Here is a 23,073-nt window from a genome sequence, read left to right as displayed (position 1 = left end):
TCAGGCGTAGTCGGGCCGATACGGTGTCCGAGTTTTAAGCACGCCGAAGCATAGATGCACCAGCTTTCTCATGGCCGCGCCTAGCGCGGCCATTTTGCTCTTTCCAGCTGCTAAGAGCCGCGCGTAAAGCGCACCAACGTGTGGGTTGAAGCGCTTGCTGACGATAGCGGCCATGTAGAGGGTGGCACGTACCGTGCTGGGACCCGTTTTAGATAGCCGCGGCCGGCTGTTCAGACTGGTGCCGGACTGGCGTTGCACCGGCACCACCCCCAGGTAGGAGGCCAAGCCCTCGGCTGACTCGATAGGTCGGTTATGCATGATCGACAGGATCGAGTTCCCCGCTCGATCCCCGATGCCGGGGATGCTGGTCAGCAGTTCCCGATCCTCCTTCAGGTCCGGGTGGCGGTCGATGTGGTCATTGATCGCATGATCCAGGCGTTTGATCTCTTCGCGCAGGAACGCGATCGTTTTGGCTATGGATCCCTCGACCAGCACGGGTGGATCACTGAACTGCGTCTTCTCCTGGCGATTGAGTTCGCGCTGCAGATCCTTGGCCAGCGCGTCGCGCCGAGCCAACAAGGCCCGTAGTTGACGGGCATGCAGCGGCGCGGGGCGCCACAGCCCAGGCTTGAGCGCCTGACCGTAGCGGGCCAGCACGTAGCTATCGATCCCATCGGTTTTGGAGCGCACCGCCAGCGCACCGGCGAAGTCGCGCACCTGGGCAGGGTTGACCAACGAGACACTGACCGAAGCGTCATGCAGGGCCGTGGCAGCCTGCTCATGGTATTGCCCTGTGGGCTCGAGCACGGCATGCAACTGCGCCGGCTCGGCTCCCTGCTTGGCGCACCACTGCAGCAGCGTCTGCACGCCCGCTATCGAGTTGGGTACGACCTTGGTCTTGCGTTTGTTGGCATCGCTGCCAAGCAGCGCGCAATCCAGCTTCGCCTTAGAAACGTCAATTCCGAGAAAAAACATAAACCTAAGCTCCCTTGCCAATACCAAAGAAGCCCGCTGCGCCCACTTGCCTTGTACATACAGGGTCCAATGCCCTAGGCTACCGTCCAGTGTCCAGCCGGCTCAGAGGTGCGGAACCGAGGCGTAATCTGAACCACAAAGTCCAGGCTCTAGGTGTCTGAACACGCTCATCGGTCCGCTTGTAGCGATAGCTAATCACTACAGTGGCCAAGATACAAGGTGTCTGACACCCTGGGGAGAGGATCGTCCGCTTGCAGCGGCATCTCAAAGGGTGTCAGACACCGTCGCAGCAAATCGCCCTCCACCCCCATCAACCAAAGCCCGGCTCCCGCTGCGGCAGCGATAGCGGGTCGAAGTCTTCCCAATGGTTATTGCGCCAGCGGCCGTTGGCATGTTCCACGTCGGCGCCGCCAGCGTCGCGCAGAATGCGGCACGCCAGCATCTCGCGCTGCGGCCGGACCCGCACGGCGACCATGACGCCGGCCTGGCGGATCTCGGCATGGGAATCGGGATTGAAATGGCCGTGCTGGGTGGTGCCGTGCCCCGTCACCCACAGCGCGCCGAACAGCGACCCGAGATAGGCGCCCACGCCCGCCGCGGCCAGGATCGCCGCCGTGGAGTCGCTGAGTTCGGCCGCGACGAAGCCGCCGAACACTGCGAACACCGCCCCCACGCCGCCCGCGCCCAGATAGGCGCCCATGTCGGCACGCCCGGCATCCGGATCGGAACGCCGGTCACCCCCATAGGGAAAGCGTCCGTGCTCGCCTGCGGGGTTGACGTAGAACGTGTGGATATCCCAGTCGGGAAAGCCGCTGGTGGCCAGGCGGCTGGCGGCGGCCTTGGCGGTCTCAAAGCCCTCGAAGCGGGCAGCTACGATCAAAGACATGGCAGTCTCCTCGCCCGGAGACCGGGCTGGATGCTCGTCGTTTCATCGTACGCCTGTGGCCAAGGAGTGCGCGCCCCTCGTTACACCTTGCGGCGGCTGTTACCCATGCGCTCACTCGGCCGACAGCCCCTTGCTCCGGATGACCGCGCCCCAGCGCGCGTGCTCCTGGCGCGCGTATGCGTCGAAAGCCTGCGGCGTGCTGCCCGCCGGTTCCATGCCCTGCAAGGTAAGCTGCTTGACCACGTCCGGCGAGGCCAGGGCTTGCCGGATTGCGCGGCTAAGCGTCTCCACTACCGGCGCCGGCGTGCCGGCCGGGGCCACCACGCCCTGCCAGGCCGCCGCCTCGAAAGCCGGACCGCCCGCCTCGGCAAAGGTCGGCACCTTGGCCAGTTGCCCGGATCTGGCGGCGGACGGCACCGCGATGGCATGCAGCCTGCCCGCCTGGATCAGCGGCCGCGCGGCGGCCAGGTCCGCCATCATCAGCGGCACCACGCCAGCAGCAACGTCCTGAAGCGCCGGCGGCGTCCCCTTGTAAGGCACGGCCGTGGCGCGTCCCCCGATCGTTTCCATGAACAATTCCATCGCCAGATGGTGCGGACTGCCCACGCCCAGCGAAGCGTAACTGCCCGGCTCGTTGCGCTTCAGATACGTCTTGACGTCGTCCAGCGTGCGCAGCCCGGAATCCGGAGCGGTCACCAGGACGATGGGCAGCGCCACCAGCGTGGACACCGGCGTGAAATCGGCCTGGGGATCGTAGGGCAAATCGCTGTAGAGCCATGGGTTGAGCGCCAGCGTGCTCATGCCGGCGGTCAGCACCGTGTAGCCATCCGGCTGCGCGCGCGCGGCCTCCTGCGCGGCGACGATGGTGGCCGCGCCGGGCCGGTTCTCGACCACCACCGGCTGGCCCAGCGTCTGGCCGACATGGCGGGCCACGATGCGCGTGGCCAGATCGCTGCCGCCGCCAGCACTGAACGGCACCAGCCAGCGAATGGGGCGATCGGGATATCCGCCCGCCACCGACGCGGCCGGAATGGCCGCCGCCAATGCGGCCGACAACAGCATGCGCAGCACGCCCTGAAACATGAAGCTCACTCCATTTGCACTTCGATTGGGGACATTGCGCGGGATCAGGCGCGGGCGGCGTTCAGCCAACGCAGGCCGGCCGAGGTCGCGCCCGCGGGGCGGTACTCGCAGCCGATCCAGCCGCCGTACTGCAACTCACGCAGCACGCCGAAGATCCAGCCGTAATCGAGTTCGCCGCGGTCGGGCTCCTGGCGCAGCGGCACACCGGCGATCTGCAGATGGCCGACCCGCCCGGTGGGTAGGTATTCGCGCAGTTTGGCGGTGACGTCGCCCTCGACGATCTGGCAGTGATAGAGGTCCATCTGGACTTTCAGGTTGGGCGCGTCGACAGCCTGCACGACGGCGTGCGCGTCGTCCTGGCGGTTCAGGAAGTAGCCGGGGATGTCGCGCGTGTTGATCGGCTCGATCAGCAGTGTGACGCCGGCGGACCGGGCCTCGCGCGCAGCCCAGTCCAGATTGGCCAGGTAGCAGTCCCGCATCTCATCGCGCGACGCGTCCGGCGGCGCCACGCCCGCCATCACGTGGACGTTGGAACAAGACAGCGCGGTGGCATAGCAGAGCGCCTGCTCGATGCCGGCCTGGAACTCTTCCTGCCTGCCCGGCAGCGCCGCCAGGCCGCGGTCGCCCTGCGCGGTGATGCCGGGCGGCGCATTGAACAGCACCTGCGCCACGCCGGCGGCGTCCATGCGCTCGCGCACGAACGCGGCAGGCGCTTCATACGGAAACATGCACTCCACGCCCGCGAAGCCGTCGGCCGCTGCCGCCGCATAGCGGTCCAGGAACGCATGTTCCGGGTACATCATCGACAGATTGGCGGCGAACTTCAGCATGGCGGGCTCCTGGCGCGTGATGCCGCCGCGGGCGGCGGCATCCGCCGAAAATAGCACAGCCGGGCGCCGCCCCCAACCCGGTCAGTACGTCATGCGCACGCCCAGCAACACGCTGCGTCCGGGCAACGGCGCCACCGACGAGATGAACGACGCGTGGTTGTAGGCCAGCTTGTTCGACAGGTTGGTGCCGCGCAGGTAGACCTCGTAGCCCGTCGCGCCGTACTGGCCGCGATACGCGACGACCGCGTTGACCATGTTGTAGCCCGGGGTAGTGTCCTCGTACGCCGCAATGTCCTTCTGCGCGAACACGCGGGCGTATTCGACGCCGCCCGACCATTGCTGCCACTTGAAGTTGCCGCGCACGCCCGCGCGCCCTGCCGGAATGCGCGGCAGATTGCCGTCGCCGCCCGTCAGCCTGCCCCGCACGTAGTCGCCGAACACCGCCGCCGAGAAGACCGGCGTGAACTGGTGCCGCAGCTCGCCTTCCACGCCCGTGAATTCCGCATCCTGCTGCGTGTACTCGATCAGGCGGAAATCCTCAAAGCGATCCAGCGTATTGGCGTAGATGTAGTTCTTGACGCGGTTGTGGAACACGCTGGCCGAGAACGTCGTGTCGCCCGAATGCTTGCGCAGCGTCAGGTCGATGTTGTGCGACGTTTCGCGCGTCAGGTCCGGATTACCCAGTTCATACGTATTGGTGGCAAGGTGAACGCCGTCCGCATACAGTTCCTGCGCGTTGGGCAGGCGCTGCGAGCGCGACAGCGACAGCGCCACCGAATACTGCGGCGCGAAGTCCCAGATCGCGGCGGCCGACAGCGACGTGCCCGACAGGCTGCTGCGCGGCGCACCGCCCGACGGCGACACGCGCTGCCAGTCCTGGCGCGCGCCCAACTCGAACCGCCAGTCGTTCAACTGGTATTCCTCCAGCACGAAAATGCCGTTCGACCGGGTCTTGCTGGGCGGCAGGAACGCCTCTTCGCCTTCGGCGCTGAAATCGCTGTACGCATTCTGCAGACCGATCACGCCGCGCCAGCCGGCGATGGGCTTGTGCTGCAGCTCCACCCGCATGTCGTAGCCCTTGTTCTTGAAGCGCGTGCCAACCTCGCCGCCTTCGATCTCATCGTGCTGGTAGTCCGTCAGGCCGCCGCGAAAGCGGATCTTCTCGAAGCCGGCAAACGGATCCTGGTATTCCGCGCGCAGATCCACCCGGTTGCTGCGCAGCTTCACGTAGGGCACGCCACCATGCTCGTGATCGTGGTCGTGACCTTCCTCGCCCTCGTCGCCGTGGTCATGATCGTGGCCGCCGCAGTGCAGATGCGTGCCGTGCGGGTGGCACCCTTCGTACTCGTGGTTGTGGCCGGGCAGGCCGTATTCGCTTTGCAGATGCGTGAAGGCCACGCCCACATAGCCGCGCGGCGTGATCCACGACATGCCCACCGAGCCCTGCGTCGATTCGCTGTACGAGCCTTCCAGCGTGCCGCCGGGCCAGTCCGGCACGTCGTAGTCGCTGGTGCGGCGCTTCATGCCTTCGACGCGCACCGCGAACTGGCCTTCGCCCGCCGTGATGCCCACGGCGCCGGCCCGCTCCTTGGTGCCGGTGGCGCCGCGCAGCTCGGCTTCGGCGGCGATGCCTTTCTCCGGCACCTCGGTCGGAATCTTCTTGTCCACCACGTTCACCACGCCGCCGATCGCGCCGCCGCCATACAGCAGCGTGGCCGGCCCGCGCAGGACCTCGATGCGATCGGCCAAAAGGGGCTCGACAGTCACGGCATGGTCGGGAGAGATGGCCGAGGCATCCATCACTTCGGACCCATCGGACAGCACCTTAACGCGCGGCGCGGTCTGCCCGCGGATCACCGGGCGGCTGGCGCCGCCGCCAAACGTGTCGCTGTTCACGCCCGGCAGGTTCTTGAGGGTCTCGCCCAGCGTCCCGTTGCGCTGCTCGATCAGCGCGTCACCTTCCAGGACCGAGGCGGGCAGCGTGGTGCTGTTCAAGTCCAGCCCCAACGGGTTGGCGGACACGGTGATCGGCGCGACGGTCTGCGCGCGCGTCTCGCTCGTGGTCTGCGCCTGCGCCACGGGCGCCATCAGCATCAGCGAGCACACCAGCGGTTTCAAGGGCGCCCGGCCATGTCGACGGCCGCGCGATACCCGGCCGCGCGCTTTCCCCAACCCCTGCTTTTTTCCTTTCATCTTTGCTCTCTCGGATGTTATATCATTACAAAACGCAGACGGATGATATAACATTTCATAACTTGTGAAGCAGCTCCCCGAATGAAAAAGCGCGATTCCCTTGCAGGAATCGCGCTTCGATGACGCGGCCAACGATGAAACGGATAACCGGAAGGGCGGGAACGGCGCCCGCCCGTCGATCAGCCCGCCTTGAATTCCTTGTTCCAGAACTCGAGCATGTCCGCCTTCTTCTCGGTCAAGCCCTTCAGGTCGTAGGCGTGCAGCAGCTTGACCTCGGCGTCCGAAAAGCCCACCCGCTTCAAGGCTTCCGGCAACTGCGCGTTGGTCACGGTGGGCGCGTAGCCCATCTTTTCGGCAAAGCCAATCTGCCCTTGCGGATCCAGCATGGCGTTCAGGTAGGCCCAGGCCGCATCCTTGTTGCGGCTGTTCTTGGCGACGGCCGCTTCAAACGACACCGGCACCGAGCCTTCCTTGGGGATGACAAAGCCCAGCGGCAGACCGCTGTCCTTCCATTGCAGCGCGCGGGCCTTCCACATGACGGCGATCGCGATTTCGCCGGACTTGAAGGCGGCGGCAACGGCTTCGTTGGACGGGTAGATGCGCGGCGCGTTGGGCTTGAGCTTGGCCAAAAAGCGCTTGCCGCCCTCGAAATCCTTGGTGTTGCCGTCCGCGCCCAGGCCCACGAAGACCGAGTTGTAGAGATAGAGAATGTCGGAGAAGCCGACCTGCCCCTTCCACTTCGGATCCAGCAGCACCTGCAGCGAATCCGGCGGGGCCGGGAATTTCTCGGTGTTGTAGACCAGGGTCATCGCGCTGAAGATGTGCGGAATCGAATACGGCGTCTTCAGCGTGTCGATGGCGTTGGCCAGGTTGGGCAGCTTCTTGGTGTCCAGCGGTTCCAACGTGCCCGAGCGCTCCGCGTCGTACATGTCGACTTCGCCCAGCAGCGCCACGTCCATGCTGCCGCGGCGCGAGTTCTTCTCGGCGCGCAGCTTGGTCACGCGCCCCACGGCGTTGCCCGTGTCGTAGACCACCTTCACGTCCTGCTTGGCGACGATGGGATTGATGATCTGCTGCAGCAGGTTCTGGTAATCGCCGCCCCAGGTGCCCACCACGATTTCCTTTTCGGCCGCATTGGCCATGCCGGGCAGCCAACCCAGGGCGGGCGCCAGGGCCAGGCCGGAGGCGGTCTTGATGAAGCCACGGCGATTCAGGTTTTTCTCTTGCATAACAACCTCGTATCGAAGGGAACTGACGACTTGCTACGATGCGCCGCGCGGCAGGCCAGTCTGGCGCGCGGCCTTGGGTTCAACAGGATTCAGACCAGCATTTGCACCGGCGCATCCGGCGAGGACGCGCGGATCTCGTCGGCCTCGATGTCGCGCGCGATCACGATGATCGCGTCGCGCGCATCGGGCTGCCGCGTCAGCCGCTGCGGCAGGCTGAACGTCGAGCCCACCGACTGGATCAGGATGGGTTCCTCGCAATCCGTGACGCGCACTACCGCCTTCACGCGCAGCAGACGGTCGCCGCACAAGCCGGCCAGGTTATCCAGCCACTCGGAAAAATCGGTCCAGCTGATGCCGCTTTGCGCGCGTGCCGCCATGACGCGGATGCGCGGATGCGCCGCGCCCTGCCCGCCTGCGGCAAGCACTCGCGCCGCAAGGCCGGCCAGGTCGGACGTGCCTTGCGACGGCGCGAACGCGGCCTGCACCGCGCGCCGGCGATCCGGTTCCGCGACGATCTCGGCAAGCGGATTCAACGCCTCGGCGCGCGCGGCGCGTTCGCCCAGCGCGCCGGGCACGGCGGGCAGCAGATCGGTCTTGGTCAATACGATGCGATGGGCCGCGCCAAACTGCGCCATCGCTTCGTCCATCTCGGCCAGCGCGTCGGGATCGCGCGCGCAGTCGTCGGTGCAGACCACCGTCAGCCGCAGGCCGCGGCTGGCCAATTCCGGATCCGCCAGCGACGCGATGATGGGTCCGGGCCGCGACAGGCCGCTGCACTCCAGGACGACGCGTTGCAACGGACCCTCGCCTTCAGGCCGGGGCGCATCCAGCAGCGCGCTCAGCGTGTAAACCAGATCGCTGCGCAACGAGCAGCACACGCAGCCGTTTGCCATCAAGGTCATCGGCACGTTGTCGCTGTCGTTGGCCACGATGGCCCCGTCCACGCCGACCTCGCCCGCCTCGTTGACGATCACGCCCGTATCGCGCGATTCCGGATCGCGCAGGTAGTCCACCAGCAGCGAGGTCTTGCCGCTGCCCAGGAACCCGCACAACAGGAAAAGGTCGACGGCCATCAGGTCATGTCCTCGCCCGGGTCGCCCGAGTCGCAGGGCGATCCCGACGGTGCGCCGCCGGTGGGCGGGCGCTCACCGTCGGGATCGTCAGCCCAGCTGTCCCGCACCATCGCGCGAACGTCCGCCAGCAGCTCGGCGGTGTCGTACACCACGCCCGACTTGATGGTGGTCTGCAGGCAGCGCTTCCATTCGACCTTGGCAGTGTCGTCGTTCAGGCGCATGGCGCCGGTGCCGAACAGCAGCTTGAAGTCGGTGAGCGGATTCTGGTCGTGGATCAAGAGGTCGGCGCGCTTTTGCACGTCGATGGAGCCGGTGTCGTCATCGATGCCCAGCAGCGCCGCGCTGTGCGAAGTGGCCGCGCGCAGCACCTCGATGGGATGAAAGCCCGCTTCCTGCAGCAGTTCCAGTTCGCGGATGAAGCCGAAGCCGTAGATCTGGTAGATGAAGCCCGAATCGCTGCCCGCGCAGACGCGTCCGCCCAGGTTCTTGTATTCGTTGATGAACTGCATCCACAGCCGGTAGTTCTGCTTCCATTCGATCTCGTTGGTGGTGCTCCAGCGGTACCAGTAGGCGCCGTGGCCGCCGCGCTGCGGCTGGAAGTAGCGCCACACCGCCTTCCACGTGTACTCGTCGTGCCAGTCCGCGCGGCGCGCGCGCATCAGGTCGCGGTTGGCGTCGTAGATGTTGAAGGTGGGCACGAAGGTGTGACCGATTTCCAGGAACTCGTCCATGACCTGGCGCCACTTGGCCGAACCCGGCTGCGCGGCCTGCATGAAGGTCTGGCCCGCCACCGCGAAGCGGTAGTACTCGTCGCTGTAGTTGTAGTCCGTGGGAAACGACTGCACGACGCGGTCTTCGAACAGCGCCTCGGGCAGGCCGTAGTAGTGTTCGGAACTGGTCAGTCCCCAGCGCGCGGATTTCAGCGCATTCACGCGCGTCACCGCCATCTGGGCGTGATGGCAGCCCGAACGCAGGCCCACCTTGGCCGCCTCGTCCAGCGCCGCTTCCATGATGGCCGGCGGCGCCCCAAAGAACTTGATGCCGTCGGCGCCGCGCGCGGCCAGCTTGCGCACCCATTCGCGGCCCTGCTCCGGCGTGTGGATGGTCTTGACGCGGTCGTTCACGGCGGGAAACACGGAATGCACGATCATGCGCGGCGCCGCGATCTGGTTGGCCGCGGACAGCTCGCGCTGCTCCATCGTCCAGCCCAGGCCGCCCATCGCGCCCATCTCGCGCACCGTGGTCACGCCATGCGCCAGCCACAGCTTGTAGATGTAGTCGGCGGGCGGCACGATGCCGCTCATCGCGTGATACGGCGTGCCGATGTGCGCGTGCGCGTCGACAAAGCCGGGCGTCACGAACTTGCCGTGGCAGTCGATCTCGTGATCGCCGGGGCCGGGACGGCGCTTGGGATCGATGGCCTTGTGCGGCGTGCCCACGTTGACCAGCGCGGTGATGCGATCGTTCTCGATCACGATATCCACCGGGCCCCAGGGCGGCGCGCCGGTGCCGTCGATGATCGTGGCCCCGCGCAGGATCAGCCGCGGAAACGGCCCCAGGCCGCGATCGCGGGGCGCGGGCGCCGAGGGCGGATGCCACCCCTTGGCCGCGTTGACGTCGCGGGATTCCTCGCCAACTTCCGACTGCGAAAACGTGGGATCGCTCATGGCCCCTACACCCCCAGGTCGTTATGTTCGATGACGCCGCCCTTCATGATGAGGCCGATGTGCTCGCCCTGCCCCAAGAGGCACGACAGGTCGCGGTACGGATCGCCGTCCACCAGCAGGATGTCGGCCAGCGCGCCTTCCTGGATGCGGCCCAGCTGACCGACCTGGTTCAGCACCTCGGCCGCCGTCGTGGTGGCGCACTGGATGACCTCCTGCGCGGACAGCACCTCGCGGCGGATGCGGAATTCGTCGCTTTGCAGGCGCTGTGACGGGCCCAGCAGGTCCGAGCCGTAACCGATCTTCACGCCCGCCTTCTTGTAGATCTCAAGTGAATGCAGGCCCGCGGTACGCACCGTGGCAATCTTGGCCACGGAATCGGCCGGCAGACCGTAGTCGGCGCCTTCGTTGGCCAGCGCCTCGTAGGTCACCAGCGTCGGCACCACGAACGCGCCCTTCTCGGCCATGAAACGGGCCACTCGCTCGTCGACCAGATTGCCGTGCTCGATGGTGCGCACGCCGTTACGGATGGCGCGCTCGATGGCGTCGGCGGTATAGGAATGCGCCATCACATACGTCTGGCGGCTGGCCGCCTCATCGACGATGACGCGGATTTCCTCTTCGGAGTAGCCAAAGGACGCAATGGGATCGGTGGGCGACGCCACGCCGCCCGAGGCCATCATCTTGATCTGGTCCGCGCCCATCTGCAGTTCCTGACGCACGGCCTTGCGCACGTCGTCGATGCCGTCGGCCACGCGTCCGATGTCGCCCGCCCGGAAGCAGCAGCCGCAAAAGCTCATGGGACGCAGGTGGTCCGAACGCGGACGCGGATCGCCGTGGCCGCCCGTCTGGCTGATGGCGCGGCCCGAGATGAACAGGCGCGGTCCCTTGACCGTGCCTTCGTTGACGGCGCACTTCAGGCCCCAGCCCGCGCCGCCCGCATCGCGCACGGTGGTAAAGCCCCGGCGCAGCATGGCCGCCATGATGGGCACCGCGCGCATCATCACCAGCGCGTCGGGCAGGACGCCCTGCGTGCTGAGATTCAACTGCGTGGCCAGCACATGCACGTGCAGGTCGATGAGGCCGGGCATCAGCGTGCGGCCGGCGGCGTCGATCACCCGCGCCGAGGACGCGGTGATCGGCTTGTCCGACACCTCCTTGATGACACCGTCCTCCACCAGGACGTGGTGCCCTTCCAGCAGCTCGGATTGCAGCGGATCGAGCAGGTTCGCATTCTTGAACAGCACAGCGGACATGAGAATTTCCTTCGGGGGATGTCTGGGTCAGGACGCCATGGTCTTGATGTAGCGCCGGTGGATCAGCCAGTTGGATATCAGTGCGATGACGAGCGTGCCGCAGACCAGGATGACCGCCAGCGCGGCGCCAAACGGCCAGTTCGAGGCCTTGGTGATCTGGTCATACAGCGCCGGCGCCATCATGGTCAGGCCCGAGCCGCCCAGCAGCACCGGCGTGGCGTACGCGTTCATGCAAAGGATGAACACCAGCATCGTGCCCGCCGCCACGCCCGGCGCGGCGATCGGCAAGACGATGCGGCGGAATGTGGTGAAGAAGCTGGCGCCCACATTGCGCGCGGCCTCTTCCACGGACAGGTCCATGCCTTCCAGCACGCTTTGCAGCGTCAGGATCAGGTACGGCATGACGACTGCAGTGGTGCCGATGACGACGGCGGTCGGCGTGTACATCAGCGTCAGCGGCTTGTCGATGATGCCCAGGCCCTGCAGCACGGCGTTGACCACGCCGGCGTTACCCAGCGCCACCATCCAGCCGGCCGCGCGCACCACGTTGCCCACCATCAGCGGAAACACCAGGAGGATCACAAAGAGGCTCTTGTAGCGGCTTTGCGTGCGCGCCAGGAAGTACGCCACCGGAAAGCCCAGCACCAGCGCCAGCACCGTGCACAGCGCCGCGATGCCCAGCGTGGTGAAGAAGATGTCGCGGTAGTAGGGGTCGCCGAAGAACTTGGCGTAGTTCTCGAACGTGAAGGCGGTCTGCATCATCTCGACCGGGTCGAAATGATTGAAGCTGTAGCGCGCCAGCTGAAGGATCGGGATCATGATGATCACCAGCACCACCAGCGAGGCCGGAAAGGCCAGCCCGGGGCCCAGCCATCGGCTGGGGCGCCCATCCTGCGTTGCGGTCGTCATGGCGCCTCCTATTGCGTGAAGGCGACGCAGTCGTCGGGCTCGAAGCACGCATAGACGCGCTCGCCGGCGGCTGGCGGCGCGCCGCGCGCGCCCGCATTGACGATCTGGCTGATCAGGCGGTCGCCGCCATCGAGCTGCACCCGCACCTCCAGCACCGACCCCAGGTACAGCGACGACTCGATCACGCCCGGCAGCGCGTTGCCGCCGGACGGCAGCGTCTGCAGGCGCACGCGCTCCGGCCGCACGCCCAGATGCGTGGCGTTGCCGCCGCCCGGCGCCGCGATGCGCTGGCCGGTCTTGGTCTCGAACTGATCGCCGGCGTGGCCGCGCCCCGTGAAGACGTTCATCTTGCCCAGGAAGTCCGCCACGAAGAGGTTGGCGGGCCGTTCGTACAGCGTGTCGGGCGCGCCCACCTGCTGCACGATGCCGTCGTGCATGATGGCCATGCGGTCCGCAATCGCCAGCGCCTCTTCCTGGTCGTGCGTGACAAAGACGGTGGTCAGGCCCAGGCGCCGTTGCAACGCGCGGATTTCCTCGCGCACTTCCAGGCGCAGCTTGGCGTCCAGGTTGGACAGCGGTTCATCCAGCAGGAACACCTTGGGTTCAATCGCCAGCGCGCGCGCAATTGCCACGCGCTGCTGCTGGCCGCCGGACAACTGGCGCGGATAGCGGTCGCGCAGCTCAGTCATGCGCACCATGTCCAGCACACGCCGGATCTTCGCATCGCGGTCGGCCTTGGGCACCTTGTGCATTTCCAGGCCGAACGCCACGTTCTCGGCCACCGTCATGTGCGGAAACAGCGCATAGCGCTGGAACACCATGCCGGTATCGCGCTTGTGCACCGGCAGCCGCGTGACGTCGGTTTCGCCAATGCGGATGCGCCCCGACGTCGGCGTGATGAAGCCGGCAATCATGCGCAGCGTCGTCGTCTTGCCGCAACCGCTGGGCCCCAGAAAGGTGACCAGCTCGCCTTCGGCAATCTCCAGGGAAAAATCCGACACCGCGACCGCCGCGCCGAACTGCTTGCGGATGTTTTCGATTGAGACCTTCGCCATTTCTTACACCACCTGACTGAGTTTCACGTAGCGGTCGGTCACAAGCATGATGATGCCCAACAGCAGGATTTGCACCGAGGCCACCGACGCGATGGTCGGGTCCAGGTTGAATTCGAGGTACTGCATGATCGCGATCGGCAGCGTCGTGCGCCCAGGGCCCACCAGCGACAGCGACAGCTCCAGGTTCTCGAACGACACGACAAAACTGAACAGCGCCGCAGCGACGATGGACGGCCGCAGCATGGGCAGCGTCACGCGCATGAATGCCTTGGGCGCGCTTGCGCCCAGGTTGCGAGCGGCTTCCTCGATGGAGCCGTCCAACCCGGCCATGCCCGCCGTGACCAGACGCACGGTCCAAGGAATGGTGAGGCACACGTGCGCAATGACCAGACCGCCGAACGTGCCGACAAGATCCTGGTCCAGCACGTTTTCCGCTCGCAGGTAAAAGAGATAGACGGCCACGCCCGCGACGATGCCGGGAATCAGCAGCGGCGACAGCAGCAAGGTGTTGACGCCCTTGCTGCCCGCGAAGCGGTAGCGCGCGATCGCAACCGCGGCCAGCACGCCCATCGTCACGCCGATGAACGCGGCCACCAGCGACACCTGCAGGCTGAAAAGGAAGCCGTTGGCGAACGCGGGGTTCTCCCAGGCCTTGACGTACCAGGAGAGCGTGTAGCCCGATGGCGGGAAATAGAGGATGGCGTCCTTGAAGAAGCTCAGCCAGACCACCAGCACGATGGGGCTAAGCATGAACGCATACATGAGAACCACGAAAACGCGGTGCAGCCACGTGGCCCACGGGATCACGCGCACTGGCTTTTCCCGCGAGATCGCGACGGCCGAATCCAAAGGAGGTGCATTATGCAAATCCGGTTCCTTTCAGCAACTGCCGGCTCGGTTTGAAACTCCTCCGAAAGACTCTGCGGTCCCTACGGTTAACCGAAGCATATCGACCGGTTGCTGCCCGGCTCAAGTAGGGATAACCCACGGCACGCCAAAACTCGCGGGTTATCCCTGCAGTAGCCCCGCCACGGGTGCAACCCGCTGCGAACGCTGGCCGAGGCAGGTGCAACCTGCGCTGAGGCGCGCAGCTACCGCGCCCCCGCCCTCGCTGCGCCGCCCGGGTCGCGCGTCAGGAATCGGCAGCGCGAAGCGCAGCCGATGGCGATGCGGCCGCCGCGCCGATCCACGCGGTCAGCGCCATCGACATCAGGGCTAGCAGCGACGGATACAGCATGCTCAGGTTGCGCGCCTCGCCCTCGGCGGCGAACAGCAGGAAGAGCGGCACGTTGACCGCCAGCGCCATCAGCACGTGCACGCGAAACGGCGTGGGCAGCAGGCGCCAGCCGGTCGCGGCCACGCCCGCGATCATCAGCACCATCACCGCGCTCAAGCCCTTGGGCAGCGCGACGCCGTAGGTGCTTTCGGTACGGAACCAGTTGCCCGGATCCAGGAAGTAGAAGAAATTCGCGCCCGGCTGGAAGCTCACCGCGCCGCCGGGATTGCCCGCGTAGCGCATGCGCAGCGCCAGATACACGCAGCCGCAGACGAACACCAGGACCGCCACGACGCCTGCTGCCTTGATGCGCGGCAGGCTGCGCCGCAGAAACGGATACAGCGTCACCACATAGAAGAAGAACGCCTCCTTGTTCCATGTCGCCAGGGCTGCAACGACGGCCAGAAGGCCCAGCCGTCCCGCCGCACGCATGGGGCGCTCCGCGGGAATGCGCCAGGCCAGCAGGATCGCGCACGCCATGAACAGCACTTCGAAGAAGTCGTAGAAGAAGCCGCCCTCGGTCAGGAAGAAGGGCAACAGCAGCGCGATGACCATCGGCGCCGCGGTGGCCGCGGCCCCGCTGGCGCCTGCCGCAAGACACACCGACCGCATGGCGAACAGCGAGCCGAGCAGCGCCGCGAAGGTCAGGTAATAGACGATGTGATAGCGCAGCGTCACGGGGGCCTGCATCGCTTCCGATTCCGGATAGCGCATTGCCAGCCCCGAGCGGCTGTTCACGCGGCGCGGCTCGGTCAGCCGTTCGGACAGACGCGCCACCGTCGCGGCCGGCAGCAAGTCCTGAATGCCGTTGGCGATGGCCGGCGCGAATTGCCGGTACACGTAGGGACGGTGGGCGGTGCCGTCCACCATGGCCGCCAGCGAATGCGGGCCATGCCCGTCGTTCAGCCGCCACTTCGTGTAGAAACCGTTGAAGGCTGCCGCAGCCACCATCACATACAACATCGCCAGCAGAAAGCGGCGGTAAACCACGCTATTGAAAAAACGGATCATCGGACTTCCGAAGCAGCCGGTTGGGAGGCGCCCTGCGGGCCCAGCCATTTGGCCAGCGCCAGCGCCAGCAGGCACAGCAGGGACGGATAGAGCATGCTCAGGTTGCGCATTTCGCCTGGCGAGCAGAACAACAGGAACAGCGGCAGGTTGATCGCAAGCGCCATCTGCGCGTGCCAGCGCAGGGGCTGGGGCAGGCGCGTCCAGCCGTGGATGGCAATGCCGGCAAAGGCCAGAATGCTCACGATGCTGAAGCCGCGCGGCAAGAGGACGCCATAGGTGTTCTCGGTTCGTAGCCAGTTGCCGGGGTCCACGTAAAAGCGCAGGTTGTCCCACAGCTGGTAATCGACCGTCGAACCGGGGTTGCCCGCGTAGCGCAGGCGCAGCGCCAGATAGACGCAGCCGCTTACCAGCAGCAGCACGCCCACCACGCCTGCGGCGTGCAGCCGCGGCAGGTTGCGCCGCAAGAGCGGATACAGCGCGGGCGTGAAAAAGAAGAAGGCTTCCTTGTTCCAGGTGGCCAGCCCGGCCAGCGCCACCAACGCGCACAGCCGCACCGGCGTCTGGCGCGATGCGCCCAGCGCCAGCAGCACGGCGCTCATGATGAACATGAGTTCGACGAAGTCATAGAAAAAGCCGCCCTCGGTCAGAAAGAACGGCACCACCATCGCAAGCAGCGCGGGCGCGATCGTGGCGGCCGCGGCGCCAGCCCCCGCCCGCAGCGCCACGCGGCGCATGACGAAAAGCGAGGTCAGCAGCGCGGCGAAGGTCAGGTAGTAGACCAGGTGATAGCGCAGGGTCACGGCCGGCATGAGGGCCTCGGATCCTGGATAGCGCATCGCCAGGCCCGAGCGGCTGTCCACCCGCCGGGGTTCGGCAAGGCGTTCGGACAGGCGCGCCACGGTGGACGCCGGCAGCAGCGACTGGATGCCATTGGCCAGCGCCGGCACGAACTGGCGATACACATAGGGGCGGTAGGCCGTGCCCTCGACCATCTGCGTCAGCCCGAGGGCCGCGTGGCCGTCGTTGAGCCGCCACTTCGTATAGAAGCCGTTCATGACGGCCGCCGCCACCACGACGTAGGCGCAGCAGAGCAGGAACCCGCGGTACCACGCGCCATTGAAGAAACGTTGCATGCCTGTGCCCGCCTATTTCGAAATCAGGAAGACGCCAATGGCGATGAACGCCGCGCCCGCCATCCGCAGGGCGGTGATGGTTTCCGTGCCGGACAACAGACCGTAGGCAAAGACGCCTGCGATGGCAAAAGCCACCATCAACGGGTAGGCCAGCGTCAGATCCAGCTGGCGCAGCGCCAGCGCATAAAAACCAAAACCCAGTCCGTACGCGCCGATGGCGCCCAGATAGGGCAGCGCCTGGCTCAGCAGGGACGGCGCGGCCGCTTGTGCGGCGCTGCTTCCCGCCGCCTTGAGCGCCACGCTGGCCGCCACGCTACAGGCCCCGCTGAGGATCAGCCAAAGATATGCCATGTCTACGTCCTTACAAGCAAAACCACCACGGCCACCCAGGCCAGCACCGCCAGGCGTATCTGGTTGTCGGCAAGCAGATCGCGCCCCGGCTCTTCGCCCGATCCGCCCTTGTACAGCAGGTACAGATAGCGAAATACGCCGAACGTGACGATGGGCAGCGTGATGATCAGATTCTGCGTCCCGTGCAGCGCGGCGGTGTCCGAGTCCACGGTGTAAAGGCCATACGCCAGCAGCGTCGTGCTGGCCGTAATGGCCACCAGAATGTCCAGCAGTTGCGGGGAATAGTGCCGCAGCACGGTGCGCGTGCTGCCCTCCGACGCCGGCGCATCCAGGGGCGCCGAGGCAATCTCGGCGCGCCGCTTGGCAAAGCCCAGGAACAGGGTCAGCATGAAACTGCACAGCAGCATCCAGCGCGACGGGACGATGCCCACCGCGTAAGTGCCACAGGCCAGGCGGATCATGAAGCCGGATGCGATGCAGAACACATCGACCAGCACCTTGTGCTTCAGGCTCAGCGTGTAGGCAATGTTCAGGGTCAGGTAACCGGCCACGGCCAGCGCCACCGGCCCCAATCCGCACGCAAGCGGCAGGCCCAGCGCCGCGCAGAACAGCACAGCGATCAGCGCGCGGGCGGCAGGCAGGCTCACCCGGCCGCTGGCGATGGCGCGCAGCCGTTTCTTGGGATGGGCCGCATCGGCGGCGCGGTCGTAATAGTCGTTCAGGACATACACCGCGCTGGAGGCCAGGCAAAACGCCACGAAACCCACACCCACCGCGAACACCAGCGCCGGGTCGGACCAGCCGTGGCTGAAGATCAGGCCGATCAGCACGAAGCCGTTCTTCAGCCACTGCTGCGGACGCAAGAGGGAAAGCAAGGCGGTCATGGCTTGACCGCCTGCCCGCGATACCACGCGTGGTGCGCCGCATCGATGAGCCACTGGTCGCCGCGGCTGTCGCCGTAGGCGTGCAGTTCGTATTGGTCCGTGCCGCCGAAGCGTTCGGTCAGGCGCCGCAGCTTTTCAGGTCCCCAGCAGTTGTGGCCGTCAAAGTCGCCGGTCAGGCGGCCCTGCGCGTCCACCGCCATGCGCGTGCAGATAAGGTCGTCGAACCCCAGGTATCGCGCCACTTCTTCCAGGTAGATATCGGGAGACGCGCTGATCAGCACGCAGCGGTCGCCGCGCTGCTGATGCCAGCGAAGACGGTCGATAAGCGCGGGCCGCAGCGGGATGGTGTGCACCCAGGCGCGGGCGACGTGGGCCAGTTGGGCGCGCGGACGTCCGCGGAGCGCGGCGCGGCACAGTGATCTTTTTGCGTCTTCGTTGCTGCGCAGGCGCATGGCAAAGGCCGCCAGCGCCGGGGCGGTTTGCAAGAGCGCCGTCAGAAAACGGACCCACGACAAGTGGGCCAGGAAGGGGACGAACGTATCGCGCTGGGTGAGCGTGCCGTCAAAGTCGAAGGCGGCGATCACCCGCGTGGAATCGGGAAACTGCGTCTGTGTAGCCATACTGCTTTCGCGGCGGCGCCCAGTCAGGGCGCGACGTCGCAAACTGTGCCGGAAAATGCGTCGGCGCCCAAGGCGCGAACGCGTAATGTCAGACGCAGGGCTGCGCGATGCAGTCCTGCGGTGAAGCCTATGCTTTTTATTTCAAATGTTGTGTATTTGTAACACACTTGATGACAGTTCATCATAGCCTGCCCACCGGGCGAGCAAGGCAAAAAGCACCGCGCGATTCCTGCCGTTTTTCGCGCGGCAAGGGCCTCAGGCCTGCTGTGCCTGCTTGAATGCGCCTTCCTCTTCCAGCACCTGGTTGGCCACCTTGAAAGCGTCCAGCCCCGCGGGAATGCCGCAATACACCGTGGCCTGCAAGAGAATCTCCTTGATCTCTTCGACCGTCACGCCGTTGTTCAGGGCGCCCTTGACGTGCAGCTTGATCTCGGCCGGACGGTTCAGCGCCGTCAGCATGGCCAGATTGAGCATGCTGCGCGTTTTCTTCTCCAGCCCGGGACGGCCCCACGTATAGCCCCAGCACCACTCCGTGGTGATGTTCTGGAACGCCATCATGAAGTCGTTGGCGCGCGCCAGCGATCCGTCGACATAATCGGCGCCGAGCACTTCGCGGCGCAGCGCCAGGCCTTGATCGAACAGCGCCTGGGTATCTTTCTGAGTGTCTGCCATGGGTTCCTCCGGGATCGTGGCGGCGGGCATCGGCGGCCCGCCTGCCGGTTTTCATCCGGCCGATTGTGGGCGTGCCGCATCCCGCCCGTCAAATGCGGCGCAGCGGCGCAAATCGATTCCAGCGGCCCAAGCCGGCAAAATTTCGTCAGGTATATATCAGACGGTCATCCCCGCCCGAGGCGATCCGTATAGGATGGAGCCGTCGTCCATCAGAAGGAGCGTTTCCATGCCGTCCCTGCGACATCCCATGCTGGCCACCGCGCTGGCTGCGGCGCTGGCCGCCGCCGCCCCCCTTGCCGCCCACGCCGAATCCGTCACCCTGCAGGTCGAGCAGGCCACGCCCGGCGCCGATCCGCACACCAACGCCCGCATTGTCGACATCAAGCTCAAGCCGGACAGCAGCAAGGCGCTGGCGAACTTCACGCGCGAGCGCGTGGGCCAGCGCGTGCAGTTCCGCGCGAACGGCATTCTCCTGTCCTCGGCCACGCTGATGAGTCCGCTGGAAGGCGACAGCCTGCGCATCACCGCCGGCGAACACGGCTTTGCCGGCAAGTCGGCCGAAGAGATCGCGCAAGGCATCATGAAGGACGGCGCGCTGACGATGGACGACGAGAACAGATAGACGCGCCTGCCTTATCGGGTCCCGTGGCTGACGCCCGCGCATGCGGGGTCAGCCATTTGTTTTTGGCCACGCGCTTGCCGCGCGCCGCAATTTCAGAGCACTGTCATTAACCTTTCATTTCGGACTTCTAGTATTGCTCGTCCCCATCGGGCATCAGACCCAAAGCCAGGAGTTCCAATGAGCAAGTCCATCTCCGACAAGACTGTCCGCAACCCCAGCCAGAGCACCCCGTTCAGCGAGATCCTCGAAAAGAACATGTCCCGCCGCATGGTGATGCGCGGCGGCATCGCCGCCGCGTTCGCGACGATGACCAGCCTGGGCCTGGCCGGCTGTAACGGCAGCGACGACGATGACGACGACGCCGGCAACGGCGGCCAGAATCCCGCGCCCGAAGTGCCCGGCGGCGAGCAGCCTGCCGCCCCGATCAAGCTCGGCTTCGAGTCCCTGCCCACCTCCATGACCGACGCCTGTGTCGTGCCGGCCGGCTACACCGCCCACGTGTTCGCGCCGTGGGGCACGCCTTTCAACGACAACGCCAATCCTTGGGACCGCAACGGCAACAACAGCTCGACGGACCTGCTCAACTCCACCGGCATGCACCACGACGGCATGCACTTTTTCCCGATCAACGGCAGCTCCACCGAAGGCCTGCTGGCGATCAACCACGAATACATCGACCAGGGCGCGCTGCACCCGAACGGCCCGACGAACGTCGCAGGCGTGCGTCCCATCGAGGAAATCCGCAAGGAGATCAACGCGCATGGCGTGGCGATCCTGCACGTGCGCCTGGAAAACGGCCGCTGGAACATCGTTCACAATTCGCGCTACAACCGCCGCTTCACGTCGGCCACGCCGATGAAGCTGGCCGGCCCGGTCGGCGGCACGGACTGGGTCAAGACCCCGTACTCGCCCGCCGGCACGATGGTGCGTGGCACCAACAACAACTGCGGCAACGGCTTCACTCCGTGGGGCACGTACATCACCGCTGAAGAAAACTGGGCCGCCTGCTTCGTGAACACCGGCACGCGACCCGCGCACCAGCTTCGCGTCGGCGTGCCGGATACCGCCGGCCGCTACCAATGGGAAACGGGCGCCAACGATCCGCTGGAAGTCCAGGGCGAGTTCGCGCGCTTTAACGTCACCGAGACCGGCGCCGACTTCACGCAGGATTGGCGCAACGAAGTCAACGGCTTCGGCTACCTGGTCGAGATCGATCCGTTCAACGAAAACAGCATCGCCACCAAGCGCACCGCGATGGGCCGCTTCGCGCACGAAGGCTGCGCCTACGCCATGCCCGAAGCCGGCAAGCCGCTCGCCTTCTACAGCGGCGACGATTCCCGTTTCGAGTACATCTACCGCTTCGTGTCGGAAGCCGTGTGGGATCCGAAGGATGCCGAGCGCACCGACCGCCTCGCCGTGGGCGCGAAGTACCTGGACAAGGGCACGCTGTACGTCGCGCGCTTTGACGCCGACGGCACGGGCCAATGGATCCCGCTCGTCGGTGCGACCGTGGGCGCGGGCGGCCGCACGCTGGCCGACGAATTCGGCAGCCTGGAAAACATCATCATCAACACGCGCGGCGCAGCGGACTTCGTCGGCGCCACGCCGATGGACCGCCCGGAATGGACGGCCACGCACCCGACCAACGGCGACATATACCTGACGCTGACGAACAACACCAGCCGCAATGCCAGCCGCGGCACCAACCCGGCCAACCCGCGCCTGAACAACGTCAACGGCCACATCGTGCGCTGGCACGACGAGCCGGGCTCGACCAAGTTCAAGTGGGACATCTTCGTGTTCGGTTCGAACGCCGGCGCCGATGCCGACACCAACCGTTCCGGCCTGACCGCGCTGAACCAGCTTGCCAGCCCGGACGGCCTGGGGTTCGACCCGCGCGGCATCCTGTGGATCCAGACCGACAACGGCATCGACGGCGGCCGCAACAACGACGTGGCCCGCGCGACCAACGACCAGATGCTGGCCGTGATCCCCGGCGCCCTGGCCAACAGCACCGGCACGGGCCCGGCAATCAATGCGACCAACCAGGCCGACCTGCGCCGCTTCTTCATCGGACCGAACGAAGCCGAGGTGACCGGTTTTGCCTTCACGCCGGACTACACCAGCGTCTTCCTGAACATCCAGCATCCGGTGAACTGGCCGGCCTACGACACCGATGACGCCACCGTCGCCACCACGGGCGTCGTCCGCCCGCGTTCGTCCACGGTGGTGATCCGCCGTGCCGACGGCGGTCCGATCGGGGTGTGATGACGGCGCGACCGGGACGCCCCGGTCGCCCAAGCACTAAGGCCACCTTCGCAGGTGGCCTTTTTTTTATTGCTTTGCGCGCAAGGCGCCGGCTAGTGATCGGCTAAGCGGCGCACCGATCAAGCCCGGGTCGCTGCGGGGACTTGTCCAATACCGTCATGCAAGCCTGGAGCACACGCCCCGGCTCAATCGAATCGATATTCGAAAATCCCGCTTCTGGCACGACGTCGCGAGTGTACTCGCGGGCCCAGAACCATTCGGGGTTGGATTCGTTGAACACGCCCACATAGGGCACGCAGAGGCCCTGCGCGATATGGGAGGGGCCGCAATCGTTGGAGACGATAAGGCGCGCGTGCTGCATCAGCGCGACCAGCTCGGCCACGGGCCGGCAGCTCTCAAGCCGGAAGTCCGCCCGCTGCAGGGCTTGCAGGCGTTCGCGCTCGGCCGCTTCAGCCGGCCCCAGCACAAACGTGAACGTCGCCCCGCCGCCCAGCCGCGCCTGCAGCAGATCGGCCAGCGCAACGTAATGCTCCACCGGCCACCGCTTGAACTTGCCTGCGCCACCGCCCGGGATGAAGACGATGTCGGCCGGTTGCACCTTGTCCGCGCAGGGCCGTGCGATTTCAAGGAAGCACTGGCGCGCGATGACTTCGGGGTCGTGGTGCTGCACCGTGGACAGCAGCCGCAGGTTTGCCAGCCCGATGTATTCGCGGATGTCCTTGACGTGCGAATGCGTCCAGACACAGTCGCCAAGGCGGCGGTTGCTGAAGCCCAGGCGCATCGGGGGACGGCGCAGCAGGTTGATCAGGGCAAAGCGCTCGCTGGAATGATGCAGGGTCAACGACGCGCTGGCGCGCCGCGGAAGCGCCCGGACCTGATCGCCGAACGCGTCCGCGCGGACAAACTGGTCCACCCACGGCAGCTGCGTATAAAAGTCCTCGACGGCAAATCGGGACACAACGCGCACCTGCTTGTCCGGCCACAATTTCTTGACTTGATACAGCGCGGGATACGCCACTATCTGGTCGCCGTAGCGCGACTTGCTACGAACGAATACGACGACATCGGCCATGGCCACTCACT

The 23,073-nt window shown here is 66.0% G+C and carries 21 protein-coding genes; 2 read left to right on the top strand and 19 right to left on the bottom strand.

The genetic code is table 11. The features are described from left to right. From FBY20_RS13095 to FBY20_RS13010, 18 genes are all read right to left on the bottom strand, one after another. On the bottom strand, window positions 1-975 hold the full coding sequence (locus FBY20_RS13095; protein WP_142051405.1) for an IS110 family transposase: 975 nt from the start codon (window positions 973-975) through the stop codon (window positions 1-3). A 310-nt stretch (window positions 976-1,285) separates the two neighbouring features. Next, window positions 1,286-1,861 (bottom strand): hypothetical protein, encoded by a 576-nt coding sequence (locus FBY20_RS13090; RefSeq protein WP_142052541.1) that lies wholly within the window; start codon window positions 1,859-1,861, stop codon window positions 1,286-1,288. Window positions 1,862-1,972: 111 nt separating this feature from the next. Beyond that, window positions 1,973-2,944, bottom strand: coding sequence for a tripartite tricarboxylate transporter substrate binding protein (locus tag FBY20_RS13085; RefSeq protein ID WP_142055929.1), 972 nt, complete (start codon window positions 2,942-2,944; stop codon window positions 1,973-1,975). A 44-nt stretch (window positions 2,945-2,988) separates the two neighbouring features. Then, complete coding sequence (gene otnI, locus FBY20_RS13080; protein WP_142052538.1) at window positions 2,989-3,774, bottom strand: 2-oxo-tetronate isomerase; 786 nt, start codon at window positions 3,772-3,774, stop codon at window positions 2,989-2,991. A gap of 81 nt (window positions 3,775-3,855) precedes the next feature. Further along, window positions 3,856-5,868 (bottom strand): TonB-dependent receptor domain-containing protein, encoded by a 2,013-nt coding sequence (locus FBY20_RS13075; protein WP_255452524.1) that lies wholly within the window; start codon window positions 5,866-5,868, stop codon window positions 3,856-3,858. Window positions 5,869-6,146: 278 nt separating this feature from the next. Beyond that, entirely contained in the window at window positions 6,147-7,196 is a 1,050-nt protein-coding gene (locus FBY20_RS13070; protein ID WP_142052532.1) for an ABC transporter substrate-binding protein, read from the bottom strand. An 89-nt stretch (window positions 7,197-7,285) separates the two neighbouring features. Beyond that, window positions 7,286-8,269 (bottom strand): GTP-binding protein, encoded by a 984-nt coding sequence (locus FBY20_RS13065; RefSeq protein WP_142052529.1) that lies wholly within the window; start codon window positions 8,267-8,269, stop codon window positions 7,286-7,288. Continuing rightward, window positions 8,269-9,936, bottom strand: coding sequence for an amidohydrolase family protein (locus FBY20_RS13060; protein ID WP_056319938.1), 1,668 nt, complete (start codon window positions 9,934-9,936; stop codon window positions 8,269-8,271). The genes FBY20_RS13065 and FBY20_RS13060 overlap by 1 nt, the downstream gene beginning before the upstream one ends. A 5-nt stretch (window positions 9,937-9,941) precedes the next feature. Then, window positions 9,942-11,189: an amidohydrolase family protein gene (locus FBY20_RS13055; protein ID WP_056319941.1), complete on the bottom strand. Its 1,248-nt coding sequence runs from the start codon at window positions 11,187-11,189 to the stop codon at window positions 9,942-9,944. 27 nt (window positions 11,190-11,216) lie between these two features. After that, window positions 11,217-12,098 carry an ABC transporter permease gene (locus tag FBY20_RS13050; protein ID WP_056319944.1) on the bottom strand — a complete coding sequence of 294 codons (882 nt, stop codon included), beginning with the start codon at window positions 12,096-12,098 and terminating at the stop codon, window positions 11,217-11,219. Between the two features lie 8 nt (window positions 12,099-12,106). Then, on the bottom strand, window positions 12,107-13,153 hold the full coding sequence (locus tag FBY20_RS13045; RefSeq protein WP_142052526.1) for an ABC transporter ATP-binding protein: 1,047 nt from the start codon (window positions 13,151-13,153) through the stop codon (window positions 12,107-12,109). Between the two features lie 3 nt (window positions 13,154-13,156). After that, window positions 13,157-13,966 carry an ABC transporter permease gene (locus tag FBY20_RS13040; RefSeq protein WP_255452333.1) on the bottom strand — a complete coding sequence of 270 codons (810 nt, stop codon included), beginning with the start codon at window positions 13,964-13,966 and terminating at the stop codon, window positions 13,157-13,159. Window positions 13,967-14,285: 319 nt separating this feature from the next. Further along, on the bottom strand, window positions 14,286-15,440 hold the full coding sequence (locus FBY20_RS13035) for a hypothetical protein (protein WP_142052523.1): 1,155 nt from the start codon (window positions 15,438-15,440) through the stop codon (window positions 14,286-14,288). Further along, entirely contained in the window at window positions 15,437-16,573 is a 1,137-nt protein-coding gene (locus FBY20_RS13030; protein WP_142052520.1) for a hypothetical protein, read from the bottom strand. The genes FBY20_RS13035 and FBY20_RS13030 overlap by 4 nt, the downstream gene beginning before the upstream one ends. Window positions 16,574-16,585: 12 nt before the next feature. Next, entirely contained in the window at window positions 16,586-16,924 is a 339-nt protein-coding gene (locus tag FBY20_RS13025; protein ID WP_142052518.1) for a multidrug efflux SMR transporter, read from the bottom strand. Window positions 16,925-16,926: 2 nt separating this feature from the next. Beyond that, on the bottom strand, window positions 16,927-17,808 hold the full coding sequence (locus FBY20_RS13020; protein ID WP_142052516.1) for a decaprenyl-phosphate phosphoribosyltransferase: 882 nt from the start codon (window positions 17,806-17,808) through the stop codon (window positions 16,927-16,929). Then, complete coding sequence (locus FBY20_RS13015) at window positions 17,805-18,428, bottom strand: HAD-IB family hydrolase (protein ID WP_056319966.1); 624 nt, start codon at window positions 18,426-18,428, stop codon at window positions 17,805-17,807. Before FBY20_RS13015 ends, FBY20_RS13020 begins: the two co-directional genes overlap by 4 nt. A gap of 255 nt (window positions 18,429-18,683) precedes the next feature. Continuing rightward, window positions 18,684-19,100 carry a carboxymuconolactone decarboxylase family protein gene (locus FBY20_RS13010; protein ID WP_142052514.1) on the bottom strand — a complete coding sequence of 139 codons (417 nt, stop codon included), beginning with the start codon at window positions 19,098-19,100 and terminating at the stop codon, window positions 18,684-18,686. Window positions 19,101-19,326: 226 nt separating this feature from the next. On the opposite strand from FBY20_RS13010, the gene FBY20_RS13005 reads away from it, so the two are divergent. Next, complete coding sequence (locus FBY20_RS13005) at window positions 19,327-19,722, top strand: hypothetical protein (RefSeq protein ID WP_062838994.1); 396 nt, start codon at window positions 19,327-19,329, stop codon at window positions 19,720-19,722. Between the two features lie 177 nt (window positions 19,723-19,899). Further along, window positions 19,900-21,990, top strand: coding sequence for a PhoX family phosphatase (locus FBY20_RS13000; RefSeq protein WP_142052511.1), 2,091 nt, complete (start codon window positions 19,900-19,902; stop codon window positions 21,988-21,990). A gap of 103 nt (window positions 21,991-22,093) precedes the next feature. Here FBY20_RS13000 and FBY20_RS12995 read toward each other — a convergent pair whose 3' ends face one another. Continuing rightward, entirely contained in the window at window positions 22,094-23,062 is a 969-nt protein-coding gene (locus FBY20_RS12995; protein ID WP_142052508.1) for a glycosyltransferase family 9 protein, read from the bottom strand. Between the last annotated feature and the right edge of the window lie 11 nt (window positions 23,063-23,073).

The sequence above is a fragment of the Achromobacter sp. SLBN-14 genome, from assembly GCF_006715415.1.
Lineage (GTDB): Bacteria > Pseudomonadota > Gammaproteobacteria > Burkholderiales > Burkholderiaceae_B > Achromobacter > Achromobacter mucicolens.
Note: the sequence above shows the minus strand (reverse complement) of the source record. Positions and strands in the feature narration are given on the sequence as shown.

What these genes read in the sequence shown, in the direction of transcription:
- FBY20_RS13095 (WP_142051405.1), bottom strand. Translation starts at nt 975, where the DNA reads ATGTTTTTTCTCGGAATTGACGTTTCTAAGGCGAAGCTGGATTGCGCG.
- FBY20_RS13090 (WP_142052541.1), bottom strand. Translation starts at nt 1,861, where the DNA reads ATGTCTTTGATCGTAGCTGCCCGCTTCGAGGGCTTTGAGACCGCCAAG.
- FBY20_RS13085 (WP_142055929.1), bottom strand. Translation starts at nt 2,944, where the DNA reads ATGTTTCAGGGCGTGCTGCGCATGCTGTTGTCGGCCGCATTGGCGGCG.
- otnI (WP_142052538.1), bottom strand. Translation starts at nt 3,774, where the DNA reads ATGCTGAAGTTCGCCGCCAATCTGTCGATGATGTACCCGGAACATGCG.
- FBY20_RS13075 (WP_255452524.1), bottom strand. Translation starts at nt 5,868, where the DNA reads ATGCTGATGGCGCCCGTGGCGCAGGCGCAGACCACGAGCGAGACGCGC.
- FBY20_RS13070 (WP_142052532.1), bottom strand. Translation starts at nt 7,196, where the DNA reads ATGCAAGAGAAAAACCTGAATCGCCGTGGCTTCATCAAGACCGCCTCC.
- FBY20_RS13065 (WP_142052529.1), bottom strand. Translation starts at nt 8,269, where the DNA reads ATGGCCGTCGACCTTTTCCTGTTGTGCGGGTTCCTGGGCAGCGGCAAG.
- FBY20_RS13060 (WP_056319938.1), bottom strand. Translation starts at nt 9,936, where the DNA reads ATGAGCGATCCCACGTTTTCGCAGTCGGAAGTTGGCGAGGAATCCCGC.
- FBY20_RS13055 (WP_056319941.1), bottom strand. Translation starts at nt 11,189, where the DNA reads ATGTCCGCTGTGCTGTTCAAGAATGCGAACCTGCTCGATCCGCTGCAA.
- FBY20_RS13050 (WP_056319944.1), bottom strand. Translation starts at nt 12,098, where the DNA reads ATGACGACCGCAACGCAGGATGGGCGCCCCAGCCGATGGCTGGGCCCC.
- FBY20_RS13045 (WP_142052526.1), bottom strand. Translation starts at nt 13,153, where the DNA reads ATGGCGAAGGTCTCAATCGAAAACATCCGCAAGCAGTTCGGCGCGGCG.
- FBY20_RS13035 (WP_142052523.1), bottom strand. Translation starts at nt 15,440, where the DNA reads ATGATCCGTTTTTTCAATAGCGTGGTTTACCGCCGCTTTCTGCTGGCG.
- FBY20_RS13030 (WP_142052520.1), bottom strand. Translation starts at nt 16,573, where the DNA reads ATGCAACGTTTCTTCAATGGCGCGTGGTACCGCGGGTTCCTGCTCTGC.
- FBY20_RS13025 (WP_142052518.1), bottom strand. Translation starts at nt 16,924, where the DNA reads ATGGCATATCTTTGGCTGATCCTCAGCGGGGCCTGTAGCGTGGCGGCC.
- FBY20_RS13020 (WP_142052516.1), bottom strand. Translation starts at nt 17,808, where the DNA reads ATGACCGCCTTGCTTTCCCTCTTGCGTCCGCAGCAGTGGCTGAAGAAC.
- FBY20_RS13015 (WP_056319966.1), bottom strand. Translation starts at nt 18,428, where the DNA reads ATGGCTACACAGACGCAGTTTCCCGATTCCACGCGGGTGATCGCCGCC.
- FBY20_RS13010 (WP_142052514.1), bottom strand. Translation starts at nt 19,100, where the DNA reads ATGGCAGACACTCAGAAAGATACCCAGGCGCTGTTCGATCAAGGCCTG.
- FBY20_RS13005 (WP_062838994.1), top strand. Translation starts at nt 19,327, where the DNA reads ATGCCGTCCCTGCGACATCCCATGCTGGCCACCGCGCTGGCTGCGGCG.
- FBY20_RS13000 (WP_142052511.1), top strand. Translation starts at nt 19,900, where the DNA reads ATGAGCAAGTCCATCTCCGACAAGACTGTCCGCAACCCCAGCCAGAGC.
- FBY20_RS12995 (WP_142052508.1), bottom strand. Translation starts at nt 23,062, where the DNA reads ATGGCCGATGTCGTCGTATTCGTTCGTAGCAAGTCGCGCTACGGCGAC.